Genomic DNA, 21,767 nt, shown 5'->3' on the forward strand with positions numbered 1-21,767 from the left:
GCGATTAGTTGGCGCGGGGCAGTAAGCGCCACCGCTGCAATCGGGCGGCAAGCGCATCGCCGCCCGGAAGCGCGCGCAGCTCGCGCGCGGTCACGCCGCCGAAGCGCAGCACGGCGGCGGCGAAGAGCGCTCCGCCGAGGGCGGTTCCCCCGAGCGCGAGCGCGCAAGCTGCCGCCCTCGGCGGCAGCGCAAGGTCGAGCAGCGGGGCACCGCCGCGCTCGACCAGGACGAGCACCGCGGCCATGACCGCGAGTGCGAGTCCGATGCCCGCGGCTTGCCGCGCGGGCATGGCCGCGCCGGCGGCGCGGCGGACGGCGCCCGTGCCGAGCAGGGCGGCCGCCGTGAGCGCAGCGATGCCGGCGCAGGCTGCGCCGGCCGTGCCGTACGCCGGCACAAGGGCGGCGTTGAACGCCGCCTTCAGCGCGGCCGCGGCCAGCATGAACAGCGCAGGGGCACGAACGGCCCCCAGCCCTTGCAGCGCAGCAGCCGCGATAGCGCTAACGGTGCCCGCGAGCGCCGTGCACCCGACAAGGGCAAACGTACGCGAGCCGGCATCGTCCGCGTACAGCATGACATTGACGGGCTCGGCCAGCAGCGCGAGCCCTAAAGCCGCGGCTGCGCCGATGCCCCACGCAGCCCGCAGCACGAGCGCCGCCTGCTGACGCACGGCGGCTTCGTCGCCGCGCACGCGTGCGGCCGCTAGCGCGGGCACAAGCGCGGCACCCATCGCGCCGGCAACCATGACGACCAGCTGCACAAGCGGCTGGCCCCGGCTGTACAGGCCGAAGAGCGACATCGCATCGGCCTGCGACACGCCGGTTCCGCGAAGCAGCCGCGGAACGGTGAAGGCATCCACGACGCCAAGCGCCGGCACGGCAAGCGCCCCAAGCGTGACGGGAACCGCGAGCAGCGCCAGTTTCCGCATAAGCGCTGCGAGGCTCTCCCTTTCGCCCGCCAACGCAGGGCGAATCGTCCCCGCCCCGCCTCGTTCTCGCAGCCAGAACGCCGTGATTACCGCGAGGCCGGCCACGCCGCCAATGGCTGAACCGGCAGTTGCGCCAGCGGCAAGCTTCGCATCTGACCAGTTATAGTGCCAGCCGATCGCGAGCAGAATCAACATCCCCGCCACGCGGACCGTCTGTTCCGACAGCTGAGATACGGCCGAGGGCAGCATCTGCCCCCGCCCTTGATAATAGCCGCGAAGCGCCGCCATGACCGGTGCGAACCATAGGGCTAACGATGCGGTTCGCACGGCGGAAGCCGTTGCTTCATCGCCCATCCAGACAGCGATCCGATCGGCGCCAAGCCATAACAACACAAATCCCGCCGCGCCGCTCATAAACAACAACCAAGCGCTTGCGCTAAGTACACGCTTTGCGCCGCCTGAATCCCCGCGTGCTTCGCGCTCGGCTACAAGCAGAGAAACCGCGACGGGAAATCCCGCCGTAACCATCACAAGCAGCAGCTGATACAAGGGATAGACCGCGTTATAAATCCCGAATACACGATCCCCGGCTATATTTTGCAGCGGTATTTTTTGCATCGTGCCAAGCGTCTTGCTAATAAGCATGGCAACGCCCATGAGCGCCGCACCGCGAAGCAGCAAGGGGCTTTTCCCTAATCTTTGATGCCCGATCTCCACATGCTGCCCCTCAACTTCCGTAGTCACAGCATGCTCCTCTTGCCCTATTTTCAAAACCTGTACACCTGCCTACTCTCTTCTCCTGCTCCCATTATACCCCAAACCGCTACCGCAGAATGGACCTCTACAGAAAAAAGCTCCCATGAAGACATGCTCTTCAAGGAAGCTTCTACGCTGCTATTGTTCCATTTGCTTGGCGAGAAACCCAGCTGCGGTTTCGGCCATTTTGGTTTCCATTTGCGCCATTTTGGCATTCTCGTCTTTACTGAGCAGCACAACGGTACCGATTGGATCGCCGCCGGCCACGATTGGAGCGGCCACGAAAGCACTGAAGGTCTCTCCGATATCTTTGACGATCTCGTAAGAGCCGCCGGATTCGATGATCGCTTTGCGGTTCTCCATACAGCTCTCCAGCATGGCGCCGATCTGCTTCTCCAAATAATCTTTCTTGGATGCTCCCGCGACCGCAATAATATTATCCCGATCCGTGATCAACGCGATATGGCCCGTACTTTCGGATAAAGACTCCGCATATTCCTTGGCAAAATCGCCAAGCTCACCAATAGGGGAATACTTCTTCAAAATAACTTCGCCGTCGCGATCAACGAATATTTCCAGCGGGTCGCCCTCGCGTATGCGCAGTGTTCGGCGGATTTCCTTAGGGATGACGACCCGGCCGAGATCATCGATACGACGGACAATTCCAGTTGCTTTCATGTTCTAGTTGCCCCACTTTCCTTGAAGGTTTTGAATTGGACTGGACGCAAACTGCAAAATACAAATTTTCTATCGTTCAAGAGGAGAGGATCCTTGAATAAGGTGATTATCGATCTGACCATAGTATTCATCCCCTCCCATTTTCTTATTCACGTGGAAAAGGGACAAAAGCCTTGAATCACCGCTGTTGGAGGTATCTTCCACTAAGTCCCCCGAAACAGAAAAAAAGCACCCCGCAGCTCTAACGAAGAGCTTCGGGATGCCGGAAGAACATCATTCTGACGATAAAACCAAGTGCGGCGAGCAGCTTTCTATTGAAGCGCTTCGCATCAGCACCGATTGCACCTTCCACCTTACCGTTTTCTGCGGAAGGTTCTTTCGAATCACGCGTCACCATGCCGGATCACTCCTCGCCCATGATTGCCTTGCTTCTAGTGCTTCAGCAGCTGTCCAAGCTCCCGCTTGAGTGCCAGAAACTCCGGCAGCTCGCGTACTTCAGGTGTCCGTTTATCCGGAAGCCCGACATCGAATGTTTTCAGGATGCGTCCCGGGCCGGCACCCATCACAACGATGCGCTGCGATAGGAAGATCGCCTCGTCGATATCATGGGTGATGAAGAGAACGGTCGTCTTCTCCTTCTCCCATACCTCGAGCAGCATCTCCTGCATCTCCAGCTTGGTTTGCGCATCCAATGCGCCGAACGGTTCATCCATGAGCAGCACCTTCGGACGATTCGCAAGCGCCCTTGCAATCGCCACCCGCTGCTTCATTCCGCCGGAGAGCTGCTTCGGATAGGCGCTCGCAAATGCTTCAAGCTTGATGACTCTCAGAAAATGATTGCTGATCGCCCGGCGCTCCAGCGTCGAAATCCCTTTCAGCTTCGGACCGTATTCGATATTCTCGCGCACTGTAAGCCAAGGGAATAAGGTGTAGCCTTGGAAGACCATGCCCCGCTCCGCGCCGGGTCCGATCACTTCTTCGCCATCCAGCGTAACGGATCCGTCCGTCAGCTCATCAAGTCCCGCAACGATACGAAGCAGCGTCGATTTACCGCAGCCGGAAGGGCCGACGATGGTGACAAACTCGTTGGTGCCGATGCTCATATCGATATTTTTGAGTGCTTCGAATTGGCTTTTCTTCGTTTCGTATACCTTCTGCAGGCCGCGGATCACGATCTCCCCGCGCGGCACTACCGCCAAGTCCTTGGCACGATTATTTCCTTTCGCGCTTGCCGATTGCTCTTCATAGTTGGCTTCACGTTTAACGGCTTCCATCGCGATCAACTCCCTGTACTGATTTCATTGCACCCTGCTTGCCTTTTGGCCTCTCCGAGAGCCTATTTCGTTAAGCCCAAGGGAATAACCTGCGGTTCAAGAAAGCGAAAATCCGGTCGCTAATGAGGCCAAGAAGACCGATGACGATAATACCGACAAAAATTTGATCCGTGTTCAAGAACCGCTGCGCCTTCATAATGGCGTAACCGAGGCCGCTGTTGACCGCCACGAGCTCGGCAACAACGAGGTACGTCCAGGCCCATCCTAGAATGAGGCGAAGCGTGTTCATCAATTGCGGCTGAATGGCCGGAATGAGCACCGTCTCGATCGCCTTCCAGCGGCCTGCCCCAAGCGTGAAGGACGCTTGAAGCAGGTCATGGGAGACGCGGCGCGTATTGTCCGCCACCATTAAGACAAGCTGGAAGAAGCAGCCAAGGAAGATGAGCAGGATTTTCGCCCATTCTCCGATACCGGCCCACACCATAATGAGCGGAATGAATGCAACTGCCGGCATGTAGCGGATGAACTCCATTGGCGGTTCCACGAAAGCTTCGCCGTACTTAAATGTACCTGCGAAGATGCCAAGCGGAATACCGACGATGCAGGCAAGCAGGAATCCTGCCGATACGCGGAACACGCTGATTCCGATATGATGCCAGTACTCGCCGGTAGCAAGCATCTTGAACATCTCGACAAATACTTTATCCGGCGTTGGCAAGAATACCGGATTTACGGATTTCGTGTAGCTCAGCGCCGACCAAACGATGAACAAGAGCGCGAAAGAGAATCCCGCGGTGAAGGCAAACGGCCTCCCCCCGATATCCTTGAAGATTTGAAACCGATTCGGCCGGCTCTTATGCCCGGGCTTACGTTCGTTTGCCTTCATCGCTATCACTCCTTAGCTGCTTTTTCTACAAACCGTGAATCGAAGAGGACGTCGAAGTCTTTGATTTCATCCACCATATCCAGCTTCTTCAAGAAGTCCGCTGTCTTCTGGGCTGTATAAGGCAATGACGTGTAATCATCGCGTTTACCGAACGCTTTGACGTTATCCGAAGGCGTGAACAGTTTAATGCTGTCGAGACCAAGCTTGAAGTCCTCCGGCGTCGTTTCCGCTTTCTCCGCCATAAGCGCGATTGCTTCATCTTGGTGGGACTTGAAGTAGTTCAGTGCATCAAACCAAGCGTCTACGATCTTCTGAATATCATCCGGACGGTTCTTCACGACATCATCGCGGAAGACGAGCAGATCGGGAATGAGGCCCGGTGTATCTTTGGAAGAGAAGAGCACCTTGCCCTTGCCTTCTTTAACGGCTTTCGTTTGGAACGGCTCCCAGAGCACGGATGCATCTGTTTTGCCGGATATAAAGGCAGGTCCTGCATCGTTGACCGTCATGTTGACGTAATTGACATCCGTCTCGGACATTCCGTTCTGATCCAGCGCGGTCAGCAGCAGCAGGTGATCGACTGTACCGAGCTCGGTTGCAACCGTTTTGCCTTTCAGTTCGGCAATGGAGCCGATATTTGACTTACTGACAATCGCATCGCCACCGTAGGAGTTGTCATTAACAAGGACGGCTTTCAGGCCAATGCCTTTGGATGCGGGAGCGAGCGTATCGCTGAGCGTTTGGCTGTTTGCGTCCACTTTGCCCGTAGCGAGCGCTTGAAGAGAATCACTGTAAACCGGGAACCATTTCAGATCGACTTTGACGTCATGTTTCTCGAAGAAGCCCTTCTCGTCGACGAGGTACCAGAAGAACCACCCCGGCCACGGACTAAGTGCAATCGTAATCGGTGAATCGTCCGCGCCTGATGAAGCTTCCTTGGATCCACCGCAGCCGGTCAGCGCCATCAGCATTGCAGCAAGCAGTAACAGGGTAATCGTCCGTTTCGTTCTCTTCATTTCTCCCCACTCCCATCAATTCTCTATAAGAATAGAAAAAGCCTCAGGAGAGATCTCCCAGGCTTTTGTCCTTCCGTGTTATACGGAGATCCAAGCCCAAGTGATGTGAGCCATTCTCCATACGCCGCCTCTCGGACCAGCTGGTTTTCACACCACGGAACCCTAGACAGCTTTGTCGTTCCCGTGAAATGCCGAGAACTGATATTCAATTGTTAAACAACCTTACATTTATTTGTATTGTAAGAGGGAAATAGCCTATGTGTCAATGTCTGTGTTAGGTTTTATTACATGAACGCTAAACGGTTAGATAATGGCGGATGACTTCCTCGTTCAAATCAGACAAGCCACCCTCCCATGCGATCGAGCCTTTCTCGAGGATGTAGAAGTAGTCTCCGACGCTCTTCACAAACTCCAGACTTTGCTCCGCAAGCAGAATAGCCGTCTCGCCTCCTGCCTTGATTGACCGAATGACATCTCGGATATCATCGACAATGGATGGCTGAATGCCTTCACACGGTTCATCGAGCAGCAGCAGCTCCGGCTCGGAGGCAAGCGCTCTGGCAAAAGCCAGCTGCTGCTGCTGTCCGCCGCTCAAGTCTCCGCCCCTTCGGCCATACATCGAAGGCAATACGGGAAATTTAGCAATGGCCGACTCCGGAATGGCGCGTTTTTTCTCTTTGCACGCTTCCAATCCAAGCAGCACATTCTCGAATACGGTAAGCTGCGGGAAGATTTCGCGCCCTTGCGGCACGTATCCGATCCCCTTCTTCGCACGCTCGCCCGGTGCCCGCTTCGTCAGATCGGTTCCTTGGTAGGTTACCGTACCTTTGCGCGCCTTAAGCACCCCCATAATGCTCTTCATCAGTGTCGTTTTGCCAACCCCGTTGCGACCAAGCAAACAAACGACCTGCCCCGGCCGTACCTGAAGCGTAACTTGCCGCAAAATAACGCTCTCTCCATAACCCGCTTCAAGCTGTTGAACGGCTAGCATCGACATCCCGCCTTTTCCCCAGATACACTTCCGCTACGCGGTCATCGCGCTGCACTTCCTCCATGGAGCCTTCCTTGAGCAGCTTACCCTCGTGCATAACCGTCACCTTGCTCGCGAAGCTGCGCACAAACTCCATATCATGTTCTACGACGACAATCGACTGCGTCTTGCGAATATGCTGCAATAGCTCACCGGTTTTCTCCGTCTCGCCATCGGTCATCCCCGCTACAGGCTCATCCAGCAGCAAAATCTCCGGCTCCTGCAGCAGCATCATCCCGATTTCAAGCCATTGCTTCTCACCGTGCGAGAGACCGCCCGCCCGCCAATCCGCTTTGCCGGACAGCCCTACCAGCTCCAGCTGAGCATGGATCCGCTCCCGATCTTCAGCCCGCATCTTCGCTCGCATCGCCGCAAATACGCTGCGATTCTGCTTCATTGCAATTTCAAAGTTTTCCATCACCGTAAGGGACGGGAAGATGGACGGCGTCTGAAATTTACGGCCGATGCCAAGCTCCGCGATCTGATGCTCTTTCTTTCGCGTAATATCGACAGTTCCGCTGAACAGCACCTTCCCGTCAGCCGGCTTCACTTTGCCGCATATGACATCCAGCATGGTTGTTTTACCCGCTCCGTTAGGACCGATCAGAAATCGCAATTCCCCGCGGACAAGCGAGAAATTCATCCCTTGTACCGCCTTAAATCCATCAAAGTCGACGGTTACCTCGTCACACTGCAGAACGATTGGGGACTCCTTTTGCTCCTTCATCAGCAGACTTCCTCCTTCTAAACCACTTGAATTGTCCAAACAGGCCCGCCGCTCCCTTCGGTAAGAAGACCACGACAACTACGAACAATGCGCCCATGAACAGAATCCATATATCCGGGTAGGATTCACTGAAAGCACTCTTGGCGGAATTGAGCAAAATCGCACCCAGCACCGCACCAACCAGTGTTCCTCGGCCTCCTATTGCAACCCATAATACCATTTCAATGGAAGGTACAATGCCCATCATAGAGGGAGATATGATGCCGACATGGAGCACGAACAGCATACCCGCAAGTCCGGCAAGCCCTGCCGAGATGCTAAAGGCAATCATTTGATAGACAGCAGGGTTATAACCGATAAACCGAACTCGGTTCTCGCCATCTCTTATCGCTCGCAGCACCTTGCCGAATCGGCTTTTTACCAGGAAACGACAGAGCAGATAAGCGCCGATTAGCAGGACAACCGTTATCCAGTACAGGAATCGTTTCGTGTCCGGTGATGCAAGTGCATAACCAAATAACTTACTGTAGCCGGTCACGCCATTCGTGCCACCTGTATACGCCTGCTGCCCAATGAACAACGTGACGGTAATGATGACTAGCGCCTGCGTCAGTATTGTGAAATAGACGCCGCGAATTCGGTTGCGGAACGTAAAGTAACCGAGTATCAAGGCCAGCAGCGCCGGTATCAATATCCCCGCCAGCACGGCAAAGGCCAGCGATCCGAACGGCTTCCAAAACCAAGGAAGCGCCGTAAGGCCGCTCCAATCCATGAAATCGGGAAGCTTCCCGCCATTTGCATCAAGCTTCAGGTACATCGCCATCGTATAGCCGCCTAAGCCAAAGAACACTCCGTGGCCCAAGCTGAGAATGCCGGTATAGCCCCATATCAGATCAAGCCCCAGCGCAACAATGGCGTAGGCCAGAAACTTCGCCAGCAAATTCAGCCGAAAATCACTCAATACAAGCGGTGCACAGAATAACGCAGCAGCGGCAACCGCATATCCCGCCAATAGCCATATTCGCTCAGGCGTCATCGTTCGAAGCTGCATCATGACTCCACCTTTCAAGGGCGACTTTTTTCCCATCTAGTTATCAAGCGAACGCGAGCGCATCGCCACAAGCCCCATCGGCTTCCACTGAAGGAAAGCAACAATACATAGGAACACCAGCACTTTGCCCAGTGAAGCCGTCGTATAATATTCGAAGATCGTATTGGACAATCCGATGCCAAGCGCACCGAACACCGTACCGACCAGCTTCCCTACACCACCGAGGACAACAACCATGAACGCATCCACGATGTAGTACGTACCGATCGAAGGACCGATGGGTCCAATAAGCGTAAGGGCACAGCCTGCAACACCCGCAATACCGGAGCCAATCGCGAAAGTCATCGCATCTACCCGGCGAGTTGAAATGCCCAGACAAGCGGCCATTTCACGATTTTGCATAACCGCCCTCATTCTGCGTCCGGAGTGACTTCTATAGATGTACAGATACATGGCAAACAGACAGACCAACACCAGACCGATGATGAACAGTCGTTTGTACGGGAATACCACGCCGCCATGCGCAGTGACACCGCCATTGAGCCATTCCGGACTTGTTACGCCGACATTCGGCGCACCGAAGATGCTCCGGGCGATCTGCTGCAGCATGAGTCCGACGCCCCAAGTGGCAAGCAAGCTGTCGAGCGGGCGCCCATAAAGAAATCGGATGAGGGTCATTTCGAGCACCATGCCGAATACGAAAGCAACACAGAAGCTTACCGGTATGGCAAGCGCGAAGTACCAGCCGAATGCCGACTCCGGCATGTAGGAGGTGAAGAGATTTTGCACGACGTATGCGGTGTAGGCGCCGATCATAATGAGCTCGCCATGCGCCATATTAATGACCTTCATCAGTCCGAAGGTAATCGCAAGGCCCAGCGCGATCAGAAGCAGAATCGAGCTTACGCTGATCCCGTTAAACAACTGCAGCACGATAACATCCATCGATTGCGTTCACCCCTTATGCAAACTGCGCCGTCCAGAACCCAACAAGCTCAGCCCGATTGCTGGGCTTGTTGCGTTTGGAGGCGGCGCAGTTCGCGTTAGTACCGGACTATTTGTTTGTTATTTGCTTTCGCTCAAGCTAGCCGCCCATGTGTAGCCTTTAAGGTAAGGGTCAGGCTTAACCGGATCGCCGGAGTTCCACACTTCCTTGAACTGTCCGTCCGTTTGAACCTCGCCGATACGAACCGTTTTGTACAGATGCTGTGTTTCGCCGTCAATTTTCACTTTGCCTTCCGGCGCATCCCACTCCAGCTCTTTAGCGGCATCTTTTACTTTCTCTACGTCTGTGGAGCCGGCTTTCTCAACCGCTGCCGCCCAGAGGTAAACAGCGTCATAGCCCGCTTCGATTGGGTCAGCCGTCACACGGTCTTGGCCGTATTTTTTCTTATAGTTTTCAACGAAGGTTTTGTTCGCCGGGGTGTCCGTTGTTTGGTAGTAATTCCAAGCGGCATATGTACCGGCCAGTACATCGACGCCAATACCGCGAATTTCTTCTTCGGCTACGGATACGGATAAGGTCGTCAGATCTTTCGAGGAGATGCCTGCATCCTTCAGTTGTTTGAAGAACGCTACGTTACTGTCGCCGTTAAGTGTGTTGAATACCACATCCGGATTCGCTTCTTTGATTTTCGCAATTACGGTTGCATAGTCGGTATGGCCAAGTGGTGTGTACTCTTCGCCAACGAGCTCGCCGCCTTCAACCTTCAGCTGTTCTTTGATGATTTTATTAGCGGTGCGCGGGAATACGTAGTCAGAGCCGAGGAGGAAGAATTTCTTGCCGTGGTTTTCAAGCAGCCAAGTGACGGCCGGAACGATTTGTTGGTTGGTGGTTGCACCGGTGTACATGATATTCGGGGATTGCTCTAAGCCTTCATATTGAACCGGGTACCAGAGAAGGCCTTTAAGCTCTTCGAACACCGGAAGCATCGCTTTACGGCTGGAAGACGTCCATCCGCCAAAAACAGTCGCAACCTGATCCTCTGAAATCAGCTTCCGCGCTTTCTCCGCAAATGTCGGCCAATCGGATGCGCCGTCCTCGACGACAGGAACGATTTTCTTCCCTAATACACCACCCTTAGCGTTGATTTCGTCAATCGCCATCATTTCGGAATCTTTAACCGATACTTCGCTGATTGCCATGGTGCCGCTAAGAGAATGAAGAATGCCGACTTTGATTTCGCTGTCACTGCCAGACCCGGCTGCATTCGTCGATGCCGCCTTATTGTCGTTCTTACTGCAGCCTGCCAGCACCAAGCAACAGGCAAACAGGATGAAAACCCCACTTTTCCATACGTTCTTCCTCATTCTCCCACTCCCTATCCTTTTTTTATCTCTAATCCGAACGTTTTACTGGATTAAGTTTCCATCGTTCGTGGTTTCATTATAAGATCAGCCCAAGTTTCATGTCAACAAAGATTACATAAATGATGGAGATATTTATATGGTAACGGATACACTCTGAAATTAATTATTTTTATGTTATATTTACTCACTTTAATGATTGAATTATGCATTAATATCCGCGCTTCATGCCACACATATAACATTTACATGACGCAAAAGGTGTAGACTTGTCCGTCTTGCCACGATTTCGCACCTCTCCAACCCTTCAACCTCAAATCACGTGCTGCGAACTTGCACACTGATCCCGCTTCCTCAGCTCATATGCTGCATAACGCGAATCCCCATGCCGCTCACTCTCGCCTTCACGACACTCTAACAAATCGTATAGGTCTTATTGGGCCAAATTTCTCTTCATAGAAATTCTAACGAACCGTACGGGCCTTATTGAGGTGAAATCAGCTCCCAAGTCCCCCTAAACGGTCAACTAGCGCCTCCACGGTTCGTTAGAATTTTTCCGGTGCTATTTTTGCGCAAATAAGCCCTGTACGGTTCGTTAGAATGTTTCGGAATGCTTAATCCGCCTTCCGCATTCTGTAAGTCACAAGTCACAACCCGCATCCCGCGTACTGAACCACCCATAGTCAACTTCCGCAACATCGGCCGGCCCGCACGTTTACGAGTCCTCTGTAAACAACAAAAAAAGCCGGACAGGCACCATGTGCCCATCCGACTTTACGCCACGCCTATTTATGCAAAAGAAATACAAACCGGCTTGCTCATCGCAATGACATTGCCGGTAGGTGTGAGCCCACCTGTCGCTTCATCGATTCGGAAGGTCACGATGTTATCCGAATCCTGGTTAGCCGCAAGCAGGTATTGTCCGTCCGGCGAGATCGCAAAGTTGCGCGGTGTTCTGCCGCCGCTTGACGTAATCTCGACAAGCTCCAGCTTTCCTTCGTCAACAACGCGGTAAACTGCAATGCTATCATGCCCCCTGTTCGAGGCGTACAGGAAACGGCCATCAGCCGTCACATGAATGTCGGCACATGTCGTCGCTCCGTCGTATCCTTCCGGCAGCGTGGATATGATTTGCTTCAATGTTAACTGAGACTGTTCTGCCTCATAGCTGTACACGCCCACCGTGCTGTCCAGCTCATTGATTATATATAGTACAGGCGACTGCGGGTGGAACGCCATGTGACGCGGCCCCGCACCGGCTGGCATCGCCGTCTCATTTTTTCTAACCAGCTTCTGCGCCGCATGATCGATTTCATAATGTACGATTTGATCAATACCGAGGTCCGCAATCAGCACATAACGGTTGGCCGGATCAATAATGGAGGAATGCGGATGCGGCGCTTCTTGGCGATCCTTTTGCGGCCCGCTTCCTTCATGAGCAGCGAAATCTGCCTGCACGAGGGCACCGTCTTCACTTTCTATTCCGTATAAAGCGAAATTGCCTCCCGTATAGTTCGTCACCACAAGCAGCTTCCCCGCAGCATCGAATTCAATATGGCAAGGAGACCCGCCTTGCGTTGTAACTTCATTGATAGCCTTCAGCTCGCCATTGTCGGCATGGATCGCAAAGCTGTGAACACTTCCCGGTTCTGCCCCGGTCTCACTGACCACATATAGCCTTGTGCCTGCTTCATTGCTTCTTAGAAAGGAAGGATTAAGAATGCCTGCTTGACCTGAAAGCCGAGTAATTGCGCCGTCCTCCGTATGTAAGACCATGGCAGAGATGCCTTCTTGCTCTTTCGCTGAATAGGATCCCACAAAAAATAGCTGCTGTCCCACTGAAACGCCTCCCATTTTCGCTGATATGTTCAAAACAAGCCCAGCCATGGGGCTGAGCTTGTTGTGTTACTTCACCGATGCAGCTTACTTCTTGTCGGTTGTCGTATCGTTTGTTGTTTTGTCTGTGTTTGTCTTAGTGTTATCCGCTTTGGAATCATCTGTTTTAGAGTCGTCTGCAGCAGGCGTTTCCGCTTTAGGCAGGTCAATCTTCGTAATCAGCTTCGGAAGCTCGTCCGTCATAAATTTATTTAGGTTTGCCGAGGCAACCGCTTGCTTCAACATCGTTTTGTCTTCTGCGGTTAATTTATCGAATGCCGTAGGCGTGCGCTTCTCGACCTTCATGACATGATAACCGAATTGGGATTTAACCGGTTCGCCGACTTTGCCGATTTCTTGCTTGTTGGCAGCGTCTTTAAATTCCGCAACCCAGCCTTTGGCTTGCTGATCTTCATACAGACCGCCGTTATCCTTGGAGCCCGTATCGTCGGAGTATTGCTTCGCAAGTGCTTTCCAGTCGCCGCCTGCATCCAACTTCGCTTTTACTTCTTTAGCGATTTTTAGCGCTTCTTCGTCTTTGCGCTTCTCGGCGCCTGTTGTAGGATCTACAGTGCCGATCAGAATGTGACGAACGCTGATCATGTTATAATCGGCTTTTGTCGTATCGAATTCTTTCTTCACTTGATCGTCGGTTACTTTCTTCTCTTGATCCTTCATAATCGAAGAAATCATGGAGTAGAAGTATTTGATATCGCCTTCAGTCAAACCAGCGTCATCAGCCTTCTTCTTAATTTCCGGCGTGCCGTCGATTTGCTGCTTCATTTGCGTATAGAAATTGTCGACTTCTTTCTTCGTTGCATCATCTTGCTTAACGTCGCCTAGACGCTTGTACAACACTTTGTAGCCGATATATTCACGCAGAAATTGTTCCTGCAGCTGTGGAATGCTGAGGTACATTTCTGTTTGAGGCTGTACGATGCCAAAGAATGTCGAATACTTCGTAAACTCTTTATCCGTTACCGTGCCGTCTGTGTACGTAGCGATCGTCTTGCCTTCGCCCGTCCCCGGAGCCGCGCCCTCCTCTTTCTTCTTGCCGCAGCCTGCTGCCAATACAACAACCAGCACAGCAGCCAGTGCGAGCAGAGTCGCTTTTCTCCAATAGTTAGTGCGTAACATTCTGTAGTTCCCCTTTCGATTGAATGGTGTCTTTATAGTGCATCAAAAAACGTTCCAGCAGCTCAAGCTTCTGCTCGACCGACAACCCTTTGCCCCTTAATTGCATAAGCGGATAAGGCTCTTGTCCGGTCGAACGCTTGAACCGGTTTTCCAGCTGCAGGCATAACATGTCAACCTTCTTCGTGTCGAACCGCTGCTTCTCACGTTCCGCGAAACGCAAAGCGATATCCTCGCCTTTTCCGCCGATTTGCTCAATGCCGCAGATCGCGCCGTACACCTTCAAACGAGCTACAGAAAGCAGGTTGTCGACCGCTTGAGGCAGATCGCCAAACCGGTCAATCAGCTCCTCGCGCAGATCTTCCACTTCCTCGAAGGTGCGAACCGAGGCCACTTTCTTATAAATCTCTATCTTCTGTATGCTATCGTAAATATAGGAAGACGGCAAGTAGGCATCGATGCTCATATCAATGATCGTGCTGACTTCTTTCACAGGCTCTTCGACTTCGCCGCCCATGTCTGCTTTCCGTTTCTTAATCTCATCGGCCAGCATTTGCGAATACAGATCAAAACCGACAGAGGCAATGAACCCATGCTGCTCCGCACCAAGTAGGTTCCCCGCTCCGCGAATCGATAAGTCGCGCATCGCAATCTTGAATCCGGAGCCAAGCTCCGTAAATTCTTTGATGGACTGCAGCCGCTTCTCCGCCACTTCTGTCAGTACCTTATCACGCTGGTAAGTGAAGTATGCATAAGCAATCCGATTTGAACGTCCGACCCTGCCGCGCAGCTGGTACAGCTGGGAAAGTCCCATCTTGTCCGCGTCGTGGACGATCAGCGTATTTACGTTCGGAATATCAACGCCTGTCTCAATGATGCTGGTGCTGACAAGCACATCAGATTCCCCGTCCAGGAAGTCCAATATCGTCTTCTCCAGCTCCTGCTCCGACATTTGGCCATGGCCGACCGCCACCCGTGCATCCGGCACAAGCGCATGGATTTGCTCTGCCATCTGATGGATTCCCTGTACGCGATTATATAAATAGTACACTTGGCCGCCGCGCGCTAGCTCCCGCTCGATGGACTCCCGTACAAGCGAAGGGCTGTATTCCACCACATAGGTTTGAACCGGGAAACGGTTCTCCGGCGGCGTCTCGATAACGGACAAGTCCCGTACGCCGAGCATCGACATATGAAGCGTGCGCGGAATCGGCGTTGCCGTCAGCGTCAGCACGTCGACGTTTGTTTTCAGACGTTTCAGCTTTTCTTTATGCGACACGCCGAAGCGCTGCTCCTCATCCACGATAAGCAGTCCCAGATCTTTGAAAATAATATCCTGCGAAAGCAGACGGTGCGTGCCGATGACAACATCGACCGTACCTGCCTTCAGTCCTTTCATCGTCGCCGTTTGATCCTTCTTCGAACGGAAGCGGCTCAGCACCTGGACATTGAATGGGAATCCCGAGAAACGCTCACGGAAGGTCTCATAATGCTGCTGGGCCAGAATCGTTGTCGGTACCAGAATGGCGACCTGCTTGCCCTCAATAGCGGACTTGAAGGCTGCCCTTACCGCCACCTCGGTTTTGCCGTAGCCCACATCGCCGCAGAGCAGGCGATCCATCGGACGCGCGGTTTGCATATCCTTCTTGATTTCGGCAATGGCTCGCAGCTGATCGACCGTTTCGTCATACGGGAACATCGCCTCGAAATCTTGTTGATACGAAGTGTCGGTGCCAAACGCGAAGCCGGTCGTAGCCTGACGCTCGGCATACAGCTTAATGAGCTCATCCGCAATGTCTTTGACCGACGATTGCGCCTTACTCTTCACCCGCGTCCATTCACTGCCGCCAAGTTTATACACCTTCGGCTCTTTCTCTTCGGAGCCGACATATTTCTGAATCAGGTCAATCTGTTCAATCGGTACGGACAGCTTGTCGCCGCCTGCGTACAAAATATGCATGTAGTCCTTATGGATACCGGCAATTTCAAGCGTACCGATCCCCATGTACTTGCCGATACCATGGTTCTGATGGACGACGTAATCGCCGACCTTCAGCTCCGTATAGCTCTTAATCCGCTCCGCATTGTCCATCTTCTTATCGAGGCGGCGTGCCTTGCGCTGCTTCTGCGAGAACATCTCGCCTTCGGTAATGACGATCAGATGAATCGAAGGCAGCTCGAAGCCTGTCTGCAGGTTGCCTTCCATGATGACAGGCGGTTCAATCCCATAGTCATGTAGCACCCGGCGCATGCGGTCCATCCGCTCGGCATTTCCGGCCAGCATCATTACCGTGGCGCCTGTTTTGCGCCAACGTTCCATCTCTGCCTTCAGCACGTTCATCTGACCGTGGAAGTTCTGCATGGAGCGGCACACCACGTTCAAAATATTTTGCGGCTGCGTATGCGGAATTTGCCTTAAAAAGAGCGAAAGAAACAGCGTTGGGAACGGACGATGGAAGAGCACGTCGTCAGATGGACGCGCAAGGGCAAGCGAAGGCAGCGCTTTGCCGTTCGTTAAGAGATGCAGCGCCCATTCCGATTCATCCCGCTCCAGCTGGCGGCCGGTTTCAATCAGCCTTGTCGGCTCGTCATAAATAAGCAGCGTATCCTTAGGTACATAGTCAAATAACGTATGCCGCTCCGGATAGAGCAGCGATATATATTTATAGATTTCCGGAAAATACACATGCTCCCGCAGCTTCTCAATCTCCGAACCGATCTCCGAACGCAGACGATCCTTCGCTGTACGGTCTGTCATTTTCAGCAATTGCTGATTGAGCAGCTCAGCGGCATGCTGGGCCGCATTCTCGAACCTTCTGGCATCGGCCAGAATTTCCTGACACGGCGGTACGGTGTAAGTCTCCAGCTTCTCAATCGAGCGCTGGTCGATCGGATCGAAGGAACGAATCGAATCGATTTCGTCATCGAACCATTCTATCCGGTACGGGTGTGCGGATGTAAGCGGGAAAAGATCGACAATGCCGCCCCTCACACTCATTTCGCCTTTGCCCTCTACCTTATCGACGCGCACATAGCCAAGCTCTACCATTTGACGTAAAAACGCTTCCAACGATAGTGTCTCGCCTACCTTCAGCTCGATGCGAGCACCCGCCATCACACTGCTTATCGGCAGGAACCGCCGGACGCCGGAGAACGGCACGACAACAATCCCGCGAAACCCTTGCGACAGTCGGATAAGCACATCCATCCGTTGCGCCAGCGTTTCCGGGCTCGATATCGCTGCTTCAGCAGCGACCAATTCATTAGCGGGGTACAACAGGACTTCATTCTCGGACAGGCACTCCACCAGATCCTCCGCGATTTTCTGCGCGGCGAACATGTTGTGAGTGACCACGAGCATGGGCCTGTCAAACTCCTGCTTCAGTGCAGCGATCATGACCTGCCTCGAAGAACCGGCGAGCCCTGATACTAGCTGCTCCTGCATCCCTTTTTTGATTCCGGATACGATAGATTGAAAATCCGTATCCGCAGCATAAGCTTCCAGTAATGCTTTCAACGTTAGCGGCACCTCGTTTCTTTCCACACCAGACAACAATCTAATCTATATCTAATCTATGAAGAGGAAACAGCTGTCGCCATCTTCTATAGCGCAGTAAGTTTCTTCACTAGCAAAGGGGTATTGCATTTTCCGTTCGCAATCACTACAAAAAGAAGCCTCAGCCGTACGCCAAGGCTCTTCATTCATTTCCTGCGGCCCGCTTACTGCAGCGGGTTCGATACAAGCAGCAGCTCTGGGTTGCTGTCGATCGCCTCGCGGCAATAGTCGCAAACCACGTTAACCGTTACGTCGCCGTTCGGATTATACGCTATTATATCGCTGCGCTCTTCGGGGGTCAAGAAATGGAAACCGAGCTGTGCTTCTGAAATTTGGGCGTTGTCGATCGACCCAATCTGCGATTTGCAATGCCGGCAAATGTAATTTACAGCCATATGTATGCCTCCTGAGTAGTCGTTATACCCTCAGTATGCCCGCATCGACTGAAATTTAACGGTTATATTTGGCCATCGTGCGCTCAAAAGGATTCGTTAATGCGAACTCAACCGCGTCGCAGCTCTCTTCCACCATCGCCTTCAGCAGATCCTGCTCGCTCTTCGGGAAATTGGAAAGCACATAGTCCGAAATGCTCATCCCCGGCTGCGGACGAGAGATACCAAGACGGATCCGATCGAACGTCTGGGTCCCCGTATGCTGGATGATGGATTTGATTCCGTTGTGGCCGCCGGCGCTGCCTTGATAACGCAATCGGATTTTGCCCGTTTCCGTATCCAAATCATCATAAACGATGATCGCATCTTCCAAATTGGCTTTAAAATAATCCATGAAGCCTCTTACCGTTTCACCGGATAAATTCATAAAGGTCATCGGTTTAATGAGTGCCACTTTCGTTCCCGCCACATTGCCTTCGCCAATGAGCGCCTTGCATTTGCTCTGCGTAACGCTAATTCCCCAACGCTTAGCCAGCGTATCCACGACCATAAAGCCCACATTATGCCGCGTCCCTTGATACGCGGTGCCGGGGTTGCCTAATCCGACTATCCATTTCATGCTGAACCCTCAACTCCTGCTACAACAAAATTTCTTTTTTCTTTATGCAACGAATCTTCGCCTTCGATTGTCATACATATAGATTCGGCAGAAAAGCCGAACTTCGTTCATAAAGGAGCGTATTTTTCGATGTATGTAAACGGTCAGCATATCTTCGACGATTTTCATTTCCAGGACCACCATGAGCATCAAGTTCCAGTCCAAGTCTATTGGGGCAAAGAACATCATGATATTGGCTACGTCGAATATTACAGCCCATCGTACATCAAGTTGAATAATATTTTCTACAGCCGCAAGCAGTTTACCTTTGTCTCCAGGCCCGGCTATTGAAAAAAAAGTAAAGGGCTGCCTCTAGCGCGCAGCCCTGATTGTACGTTTATTCGAAATTCACCGCATGCATTTCCGCTTCATGCGCACGCTGCTCCGCTTCCTTCGTTTCTACCGCCGCATCCTCTGCTTCTTCCGCCGTCAGATCTTTCTGAGGAGCCAGAATCGTCACAATGACTTGGTCAGCGTCCACTTTAGTCGTGACGCCGGATGGCAGCTGCAAATCACTGACTAGCAGATTCTCCCCGATGCCCAGTGCGGACACATTCACTTCAATGACCTCCGGTATACGATCCGGCAAACAATGCACCTCAAGCTCATGCAGCATCGCTTGCAGAATCCCGCCTTCACGAACCCCGGTAGAATCACCGACCATCTCCAGCCGAACCGGCGTTTTGATGGATTCATTCATGTTCACCTGGTGGAAATCAATATGGAGCAGCTCGCGTGTCAGCGGCTCGCGCTGCACTTGGGTCAGCATTACGGGCTGCTTGCCTTCTCCCGGAATATCAAGTTCTAGCAAGGCATGGGGATGGGAGCGCAGCAGCTGTGCCAGCTCCTTCTCATTGACCGTGATCGAAATCGATTTACTTAGCTTCGTGCCGTATACGACGCCGGGTATGTTGCCCTGCTGTCTCATTTGTCTCAATTGGCCTTGCGTGGCTGTCGTCCGTGCTTCTGCTCGAAATGGTATCGCCATAGTCGGAAACCTCCTGAGAGTGTAGTGATTTCCATATATTCATACCCATTCCGGCCCTGAAATAAACGAACAACTTCTCACAATCAGCCTTTCGACTTGCTATCCTTCTTCGCTTTCGCACGTCCGCGCAGCTTCTCTGCATACCCCGGTTTGTTGACCTGACGCTCGCGCGCGATGGCTACGTCATTGTCCGGTACATCCTGCGTAATCGTGGAACCTGCTACGACATAAGCACCTTCGCCGATCTTCACAGGCGCAACCAAATTGACGTTGCTGCCTACAAATGCACGGTCGCCGATTTCAGTCAGCGACTTGTTGTACCCATCGTAATTGACGGTAATCGCGCCGCAGCCGATATTCACGTCTTTGCCAACCTTCGCGTCCCCGACATAGCTCAAATGGGAAACCTTCGTGCCTTCGCCGAGCTCGGCGTTTTTGATCTCGACGAAATCGCCGATTTTACAGCCTGCACCAAGCTTGGCACCCGGACGCAGATAGGCATAGGGACCTACTGCGCATTCGTCGCCAATAACCGCTTCCACAGCGTTAGAATGTTTCACCGTTACCCCATTGCCGATTTCCGTATCCGTAATATCCGCATGAGGACCGATTACGCAATCCTCTCCGATTACGGTACGTCCGCGCAGCACGGTGCCCGGATAAACAATCGTGTCCGAGCCGATCACCACATCTGCTTCAATGTAGGTCGCAGCTGGATCGATAATCGTCACGCCGTTAATTTGATGCTTCCGGTTAATCCGAGCGCGCATAAGCGCCTCCGCTTCACCAAGGCCGACGCGGTCGTTTACGCCGATGCCCTCTGCGTAGTCAGGCGTGCAATAAGCGCCGACTGTCTCGCCTGCATTTTTCAATATTTCCATCACGTCGGTGAGGTAGAACTCCCCTTGTGCATTATTGTTCGTCACTTTCTTAAGCGCCTGGAACAGCTTCTTATTGTCGAAGCAATACATCCCCGTATTGATCTCATTAATCGCCGCTTGCTCAGGTGTACAGTCCTTCTGCTCCACAATTCGCAGAACATTGCCGGCCTCATCGCGGATGATACGTCCAAGTCCTTGCGGGTTAGGCACAATCGCCGTCAGTACGGTAGCTGCCGATTCTGTCTTCGTATGAAGCGCAAGCAGCGCTGCAATCGTCTCTGAAGTCACCAGCGGCGTATCTCCGTATAGAATGACCGTCGTACCCGCTTCTTCACCAAGCAGCGGTTCCGCTTGCTGTACGGCATGGCCCGTACCTAGCTGCTGCTCCTGCAGCACGAACTCCACGCCATCCCCGAGATACGTGCGGACTGTTTCCGCGCCATGGCCCAGAACAACAACTGTGCGCTCGCAGGCCGCATCTTGTACCGTCTGCAGCACATGCGCCACCATGGGCTTCCCACAAACCGGATGCAGCACTTTATATAGTTTGGACTTCATTCGTTTTCCTTGTCCTGCTGCCAATACGATTGCCATTACTTTCAAAGAATGTCCCTCCCTAGCTTCTATATCCTATGTTATTCAAAATATAGCCCTTAACCACGGCTTATATTTCTCCGGAATGAACCTCGCAGCGCCGCCATATCGGACGGCCGCAGCCGATTCACCTTGCGTAAATGCTCTACTGAATATAGCGTATCTGTGGGCAAAAGAAAAGAGAGCCCGAGCGGGCTCTCTTCACTAGACGTCTTGATACCTTGATTTAGGCGCCTTCTTCGATTACTACATCTTCTTCCGTCGCTGCACGTTCGTATTCTGCTAGGACGGCAGCTTGGATTTTCTCCCGTGTCGTCGAAGAAATAGGGTGTGCGATATCGCGGAATTCTCCATCAGGAGTACGCTTGCTTGGCATTGCCACAAACATTCCATTGTTACCGTCAATCACGCGAATATCGTGAACGACAAACTCATTGTCAATGGTAATTGAGGCGATTGCCTTCATCCGGCCTTCGGAATTAACTCGGCGGAGTCTAACATCGGTAATTTGCATCTGTGTTCACCACCTTTGCCTATCAAGGACTTGGTGTATACTTCCACGTTTCAATGCGAATTCCTTCATGATTCTGGAAAATAACTGTATAGTTTGAAAATATTTTTTAAATCTAAATATTAATCTTTTCTATTCGACTTCAATCGCCACGATCAGCTCAATTTCGACAAGCACGTCCTTTGGCAGCCGCGCAACCTCAACCGTAGAACGAGCCGGTTTGTGGTCACCGAAATAGGAAGCATAGATCGTATTAAGCGCTGCAAACTGATTCATATCTTTAATGAACACAGTCGCCTTCGCCACGTCAGCGAAAGTTGCGCCTGCTTCAGCGAGTACAGCCTGCAGATTACGGAATACTTGATGCGTCTGCTCTTCAATTCCACCTTCAACAAGAACGCCTTCCGCTGTCAGCGGAATTTGACCGGAGGTAAACAGCAGGTTGCCCAGCTTAATGGCTTGTGAGTATGGTCCAATGGCTGCAGGCGCTTGTGTAGTCGCCACGATTTGAGGTTGTGCTTTCATAAA

21 protein-coding genes and 1 riboswitch are annotated in these 21,767 nt (G+C 52.7%); of the genes, 1 reads left to right on the forward strand and 20 read right to left on the reverse strand.

The window, feature by feature from the left end:
- Positions 1-4: 4 nt before the first annotated feature.
- The 16 genes from AC6ESO_RS28445 to pth all read right to left on the reverse strand — a co-directional run bounded on the left by AC6ESO_RS28445 (position 5) and on the right by pth (position 18,226).
- Positions 5-1,669 (reverse strand): oligosaccharide flippase family protein, encoded by a 1,665-nt coding sequence (locus tag AC6ESO_RS28445; protein WP_497094339.1) that lies wholly within the window; start codon positions 1,667-1,669, stop codon positions 5-7.
- Positions 1,670-1,819: 150 nt separating this feature from the next.
- Complete coding sequence (gene spoVT / locus AC6ESO_RS28450; RefSeq protein WP_494822125.1) at positions 1,820-2,359, reverse strand: stage V sporulation protein T; 540 nt, start codon at positions 2,357-2,359, stop codon at positions 1,820-1,822.
- Between the two features lie 241 nt (positions 2,360-2,600).
- Entirely contained in the window at positions 2,601-2,756 is a 156-nt protein-coding gene (locus tag AC6ESO_RS28455; RefSeq protein ID WP_497094340.1) for a hypothetical protein, read from the reverse strand.
- A gap of 34 nt (positions 2,757-2,790) precedes the next feature.
- On the reverse strand, positions 2,791-3,633 hold the full coding sequence (locus tag AC6ESO_RS28460) for an ABC transporter ATP-binding protein (RefSeq protein WP_497094341.1): 843 nt from the start codon (positions 3,631-3,633) through the stop codon (positions 2,791-2,793).
- Between the two features lie 70 nt (positions 3,634-3,703).
- On the reverse strand, positions 3,704-4,519 hold the full coding sequence (locus tag AC6ESO_RS28465; protein WP_494822122.1) for an ABC transporter permease subunit: 816 nt from the start codon (positions 4,517-4,519) through the stop codon (positions 3,704-3,706).
- A 5-nt stretch (positions 4,520-4,524) separates the two neighbouring features.
- Positions 4,525-5,535 carry an ABC transporter substrate-binding protein gene (locus AC6ESO_RS28470; protein ID WP_497094342.1) on the reverse strand — a complete coding sequence of 337 codons (1,011 nt, stop codon included), beginning with the start codon at positions 5,533-5,535 and terminating at the stop codon, positions 4,525-4,527.
- Positions 5,536-5,587: 52 nt separating this feature from the next.
- A riboswitch (guanidine-I (ykkC/yxkD leader) is annotated at positions 5,588-5,712 on the reverse strand.
- A gap of 118 nt (positions 5,713-5,830) precedes the next feature.
- A complete protein-coding gene (urtE, locus tag AC6ESO_RS28475) occupies positions 5,831-6,526 on the reverse strand; it encodes an urea ABC transporter ATP-binding subunit UrtE (protein WP_497094343.1) in 696 nt (231 codons plus the stop codon).
- Positions 6,504-7,292, reverse strand: coding sequence for an urea ABC transporter ATP-binding protein UrtD (gene urtD, locus AC6ESO_RS28480; protein WP_497094344.1), 789 nt, complete (start codon positions 7,290-7,292; stop codon positions 6,504-6,506). Before urtD ends, urtE begins: the two co-directional genes overlap by 23 nt.
- The gene (urtC, locus tag AC6ESO_RS28485) at positions 7,252-8,343 is read right to left on the reverse strand and encodes an urea ABC transporter permease subunit UrtC (RefSeq protein WP_497094365.1); all 1,092 of its coding nucleotides are present in this window, start codon (positions 8,341-8,343) and stop codon (positions 7,252-7,254) included. Before urtC ends, urtD begins: the two co-directional genes overlap by 41 nt.
- Positions 8,344-8,379: 36 nt before the next feature.
- On the reverse strand, positions 8,380-9,288 hold the full coding sequence (gene urtB, locus AC6ESO_RS28490) for an urea ABC transporter permease subunit UrtB (protein WP_497094345.1): 909 nt from the start codon (positions 9,286-9,288) through the stop codon (positions 8,380-8,382).
- A gap of 120 nt (positions 9,289-9,408) precedes the next feature.
- Positions 9,409-10,653, reverse strand: coding sequence for an urea ABC transporter substrate-binding protein (gene urtA / locus AC6ESO_RS28495; RefSeq protein ID WP_497094346.1), 1,245 nt, complete (start codon positions 10,651-10,653; stop codon positions 9,409-9,411).
- Between the two features lie 786 nt (positions 10,654-11,439).
- Positions 11,440-12,489 (reverse strand): lactonase family protein, encoded by a 1,050-nt coding sequence (locus AC6ESO_RS28500; protein WP_497094347.1) that lies wholly within the window; start codon positions 12,487-12,489, stop codon positions 11,440-11,442.
- 84 nt (positions 12,490-12,573) lie between these two features.
- Positions 12,574-13,662 (reverse strand): peptidylprolyl isomerase, encoded by a 1,089-nt coding sequence (locus AC6ESO_RS28505; RefSeq protein ID WP_497094348.1) that lies wholly within the window; start codon positions 13,660-13,662, stop codon positions 12,574-12,576.
- The gene (mfd, locus tag AC6ESO_RS28510) at positions 13,649-17,176 is read right to left on the reverse strand and encodes a transcription-repair coupling factor (protein ID WP_497094349.1); all 3,528 of its coding nucleotides are present in this window, start codon (positions 17,174-17,176) and stop codon (positions 13,649-13,651) included. Before mfd ends, AC6ESO_RS28505 begins: the two co-directional genes overlap by 14 nt.
- Before the next feature lie 203 nt (positions 17,177-17,379).
- A complete protein-coding gene (gene fin, locus AC6ESO_RS28515; RefSeq protein ID WP_497094350.1) occupies positions 17,380-17,610 on the reverse strand; it encodes an anti-sigma-F factor Fin in 231 nt (76 codons plus the stop codon).
- 55 nt (positions 17,611-17,665) lie between these two features.
- Positions 17,666-18,226 carry an aminoacyl-tRNA hydrolase gene (pth, locus tag AC6ESO_RS28520; RefSeq protein WP_497094351.1) on the reverse strand — a complete coding sequence of 187 codons (561 nt, stop codon included), beginning with the start codon at positions 18,224-18,226 and terminating at the stop codon, positions 17,666-17,668.
- A 129-nt stretch (positions 18,227-18,355) separates the two neighbouring features.
- On the opposite strand from pth, the gene AC6ESO_RS28525 reads away from it, so the two are divergent.
- Complete coding sequence (locus AC6ESO_RS28525) at positions 18,356-18,556, forward strand: hypothetical protein (protein ID WP_497094352.1); 201 nt, start codon at positions 18,356-18,358, stop codon at positions 18,554-18,556.
- Positions 18,557-18,602: 46 nt separating this feature from the next.
- Here the strand turns inward: AC6ESO_RS28525 and AC6ESO_RS28530 are convergent, their stop codons facing one another.
- The 4 genes from AC6ESO_RS28530 to AC6ESO_RS28545 form a co-directional block, all read right to left on the reverse strand.
- Positions 18,603-19,253, reverse strand: coding sequence for a 50S ribosomal protein L25 (locus AC6ESO_RS28530; RefSeq protein WP_497094353.1), 651 nt, complete (start codon positions 19,251-19,253; stop codon positions 18,603-18,605).
- An 83-nt stretch (positions 19,254-19,336) separates the two neighbouring features.
- Positions 19,337-20,737 carry a bifunctional UDP-N-acetylglucosamine diphosphorylase/glucosamine-1-phosphate N-acetyltransferase GlmU gene (gene glmU, locus AC6ESO_RS28535; protein WP_497094354.1) on the reverse strand — a complete coding sequence of 467 codons (1,401 nt, stop codon included), beginning with the start codon at positions 20,735-20,737 and terminating at the stop codon, positions 19,337-19,339.
- Between the two features lie 217 nt (positions 20,738-20,954).
- A complete protein-coding gene (spoVG, locus tag AC6ESO_RS28540) occupies positions 20,955-21,242 on the reverse strand; it encodes a septation regulator SpoVG (RefSeq protein ID WP_091225515.1) in 288 nt (95 codons plus the stop codon).
- A gap of 129 nt (positions 21,243-21,371) precedes the next feature.
- A complete protein-coding gene (locus AC6ESO_RS28545; RefSeq protein ID WP_090985915.1) occupies positions 21,372-21,764 on the reverse strand; it encodes a RidA family protein in 393 nt (130 codons plus the stop codon).
- Positions 21,765-21,767 lie beyond the last annotated feature (3 nt).

It is taken from the genome of Paenibacillus rhizoryzae, assembly GCF_059686995.1.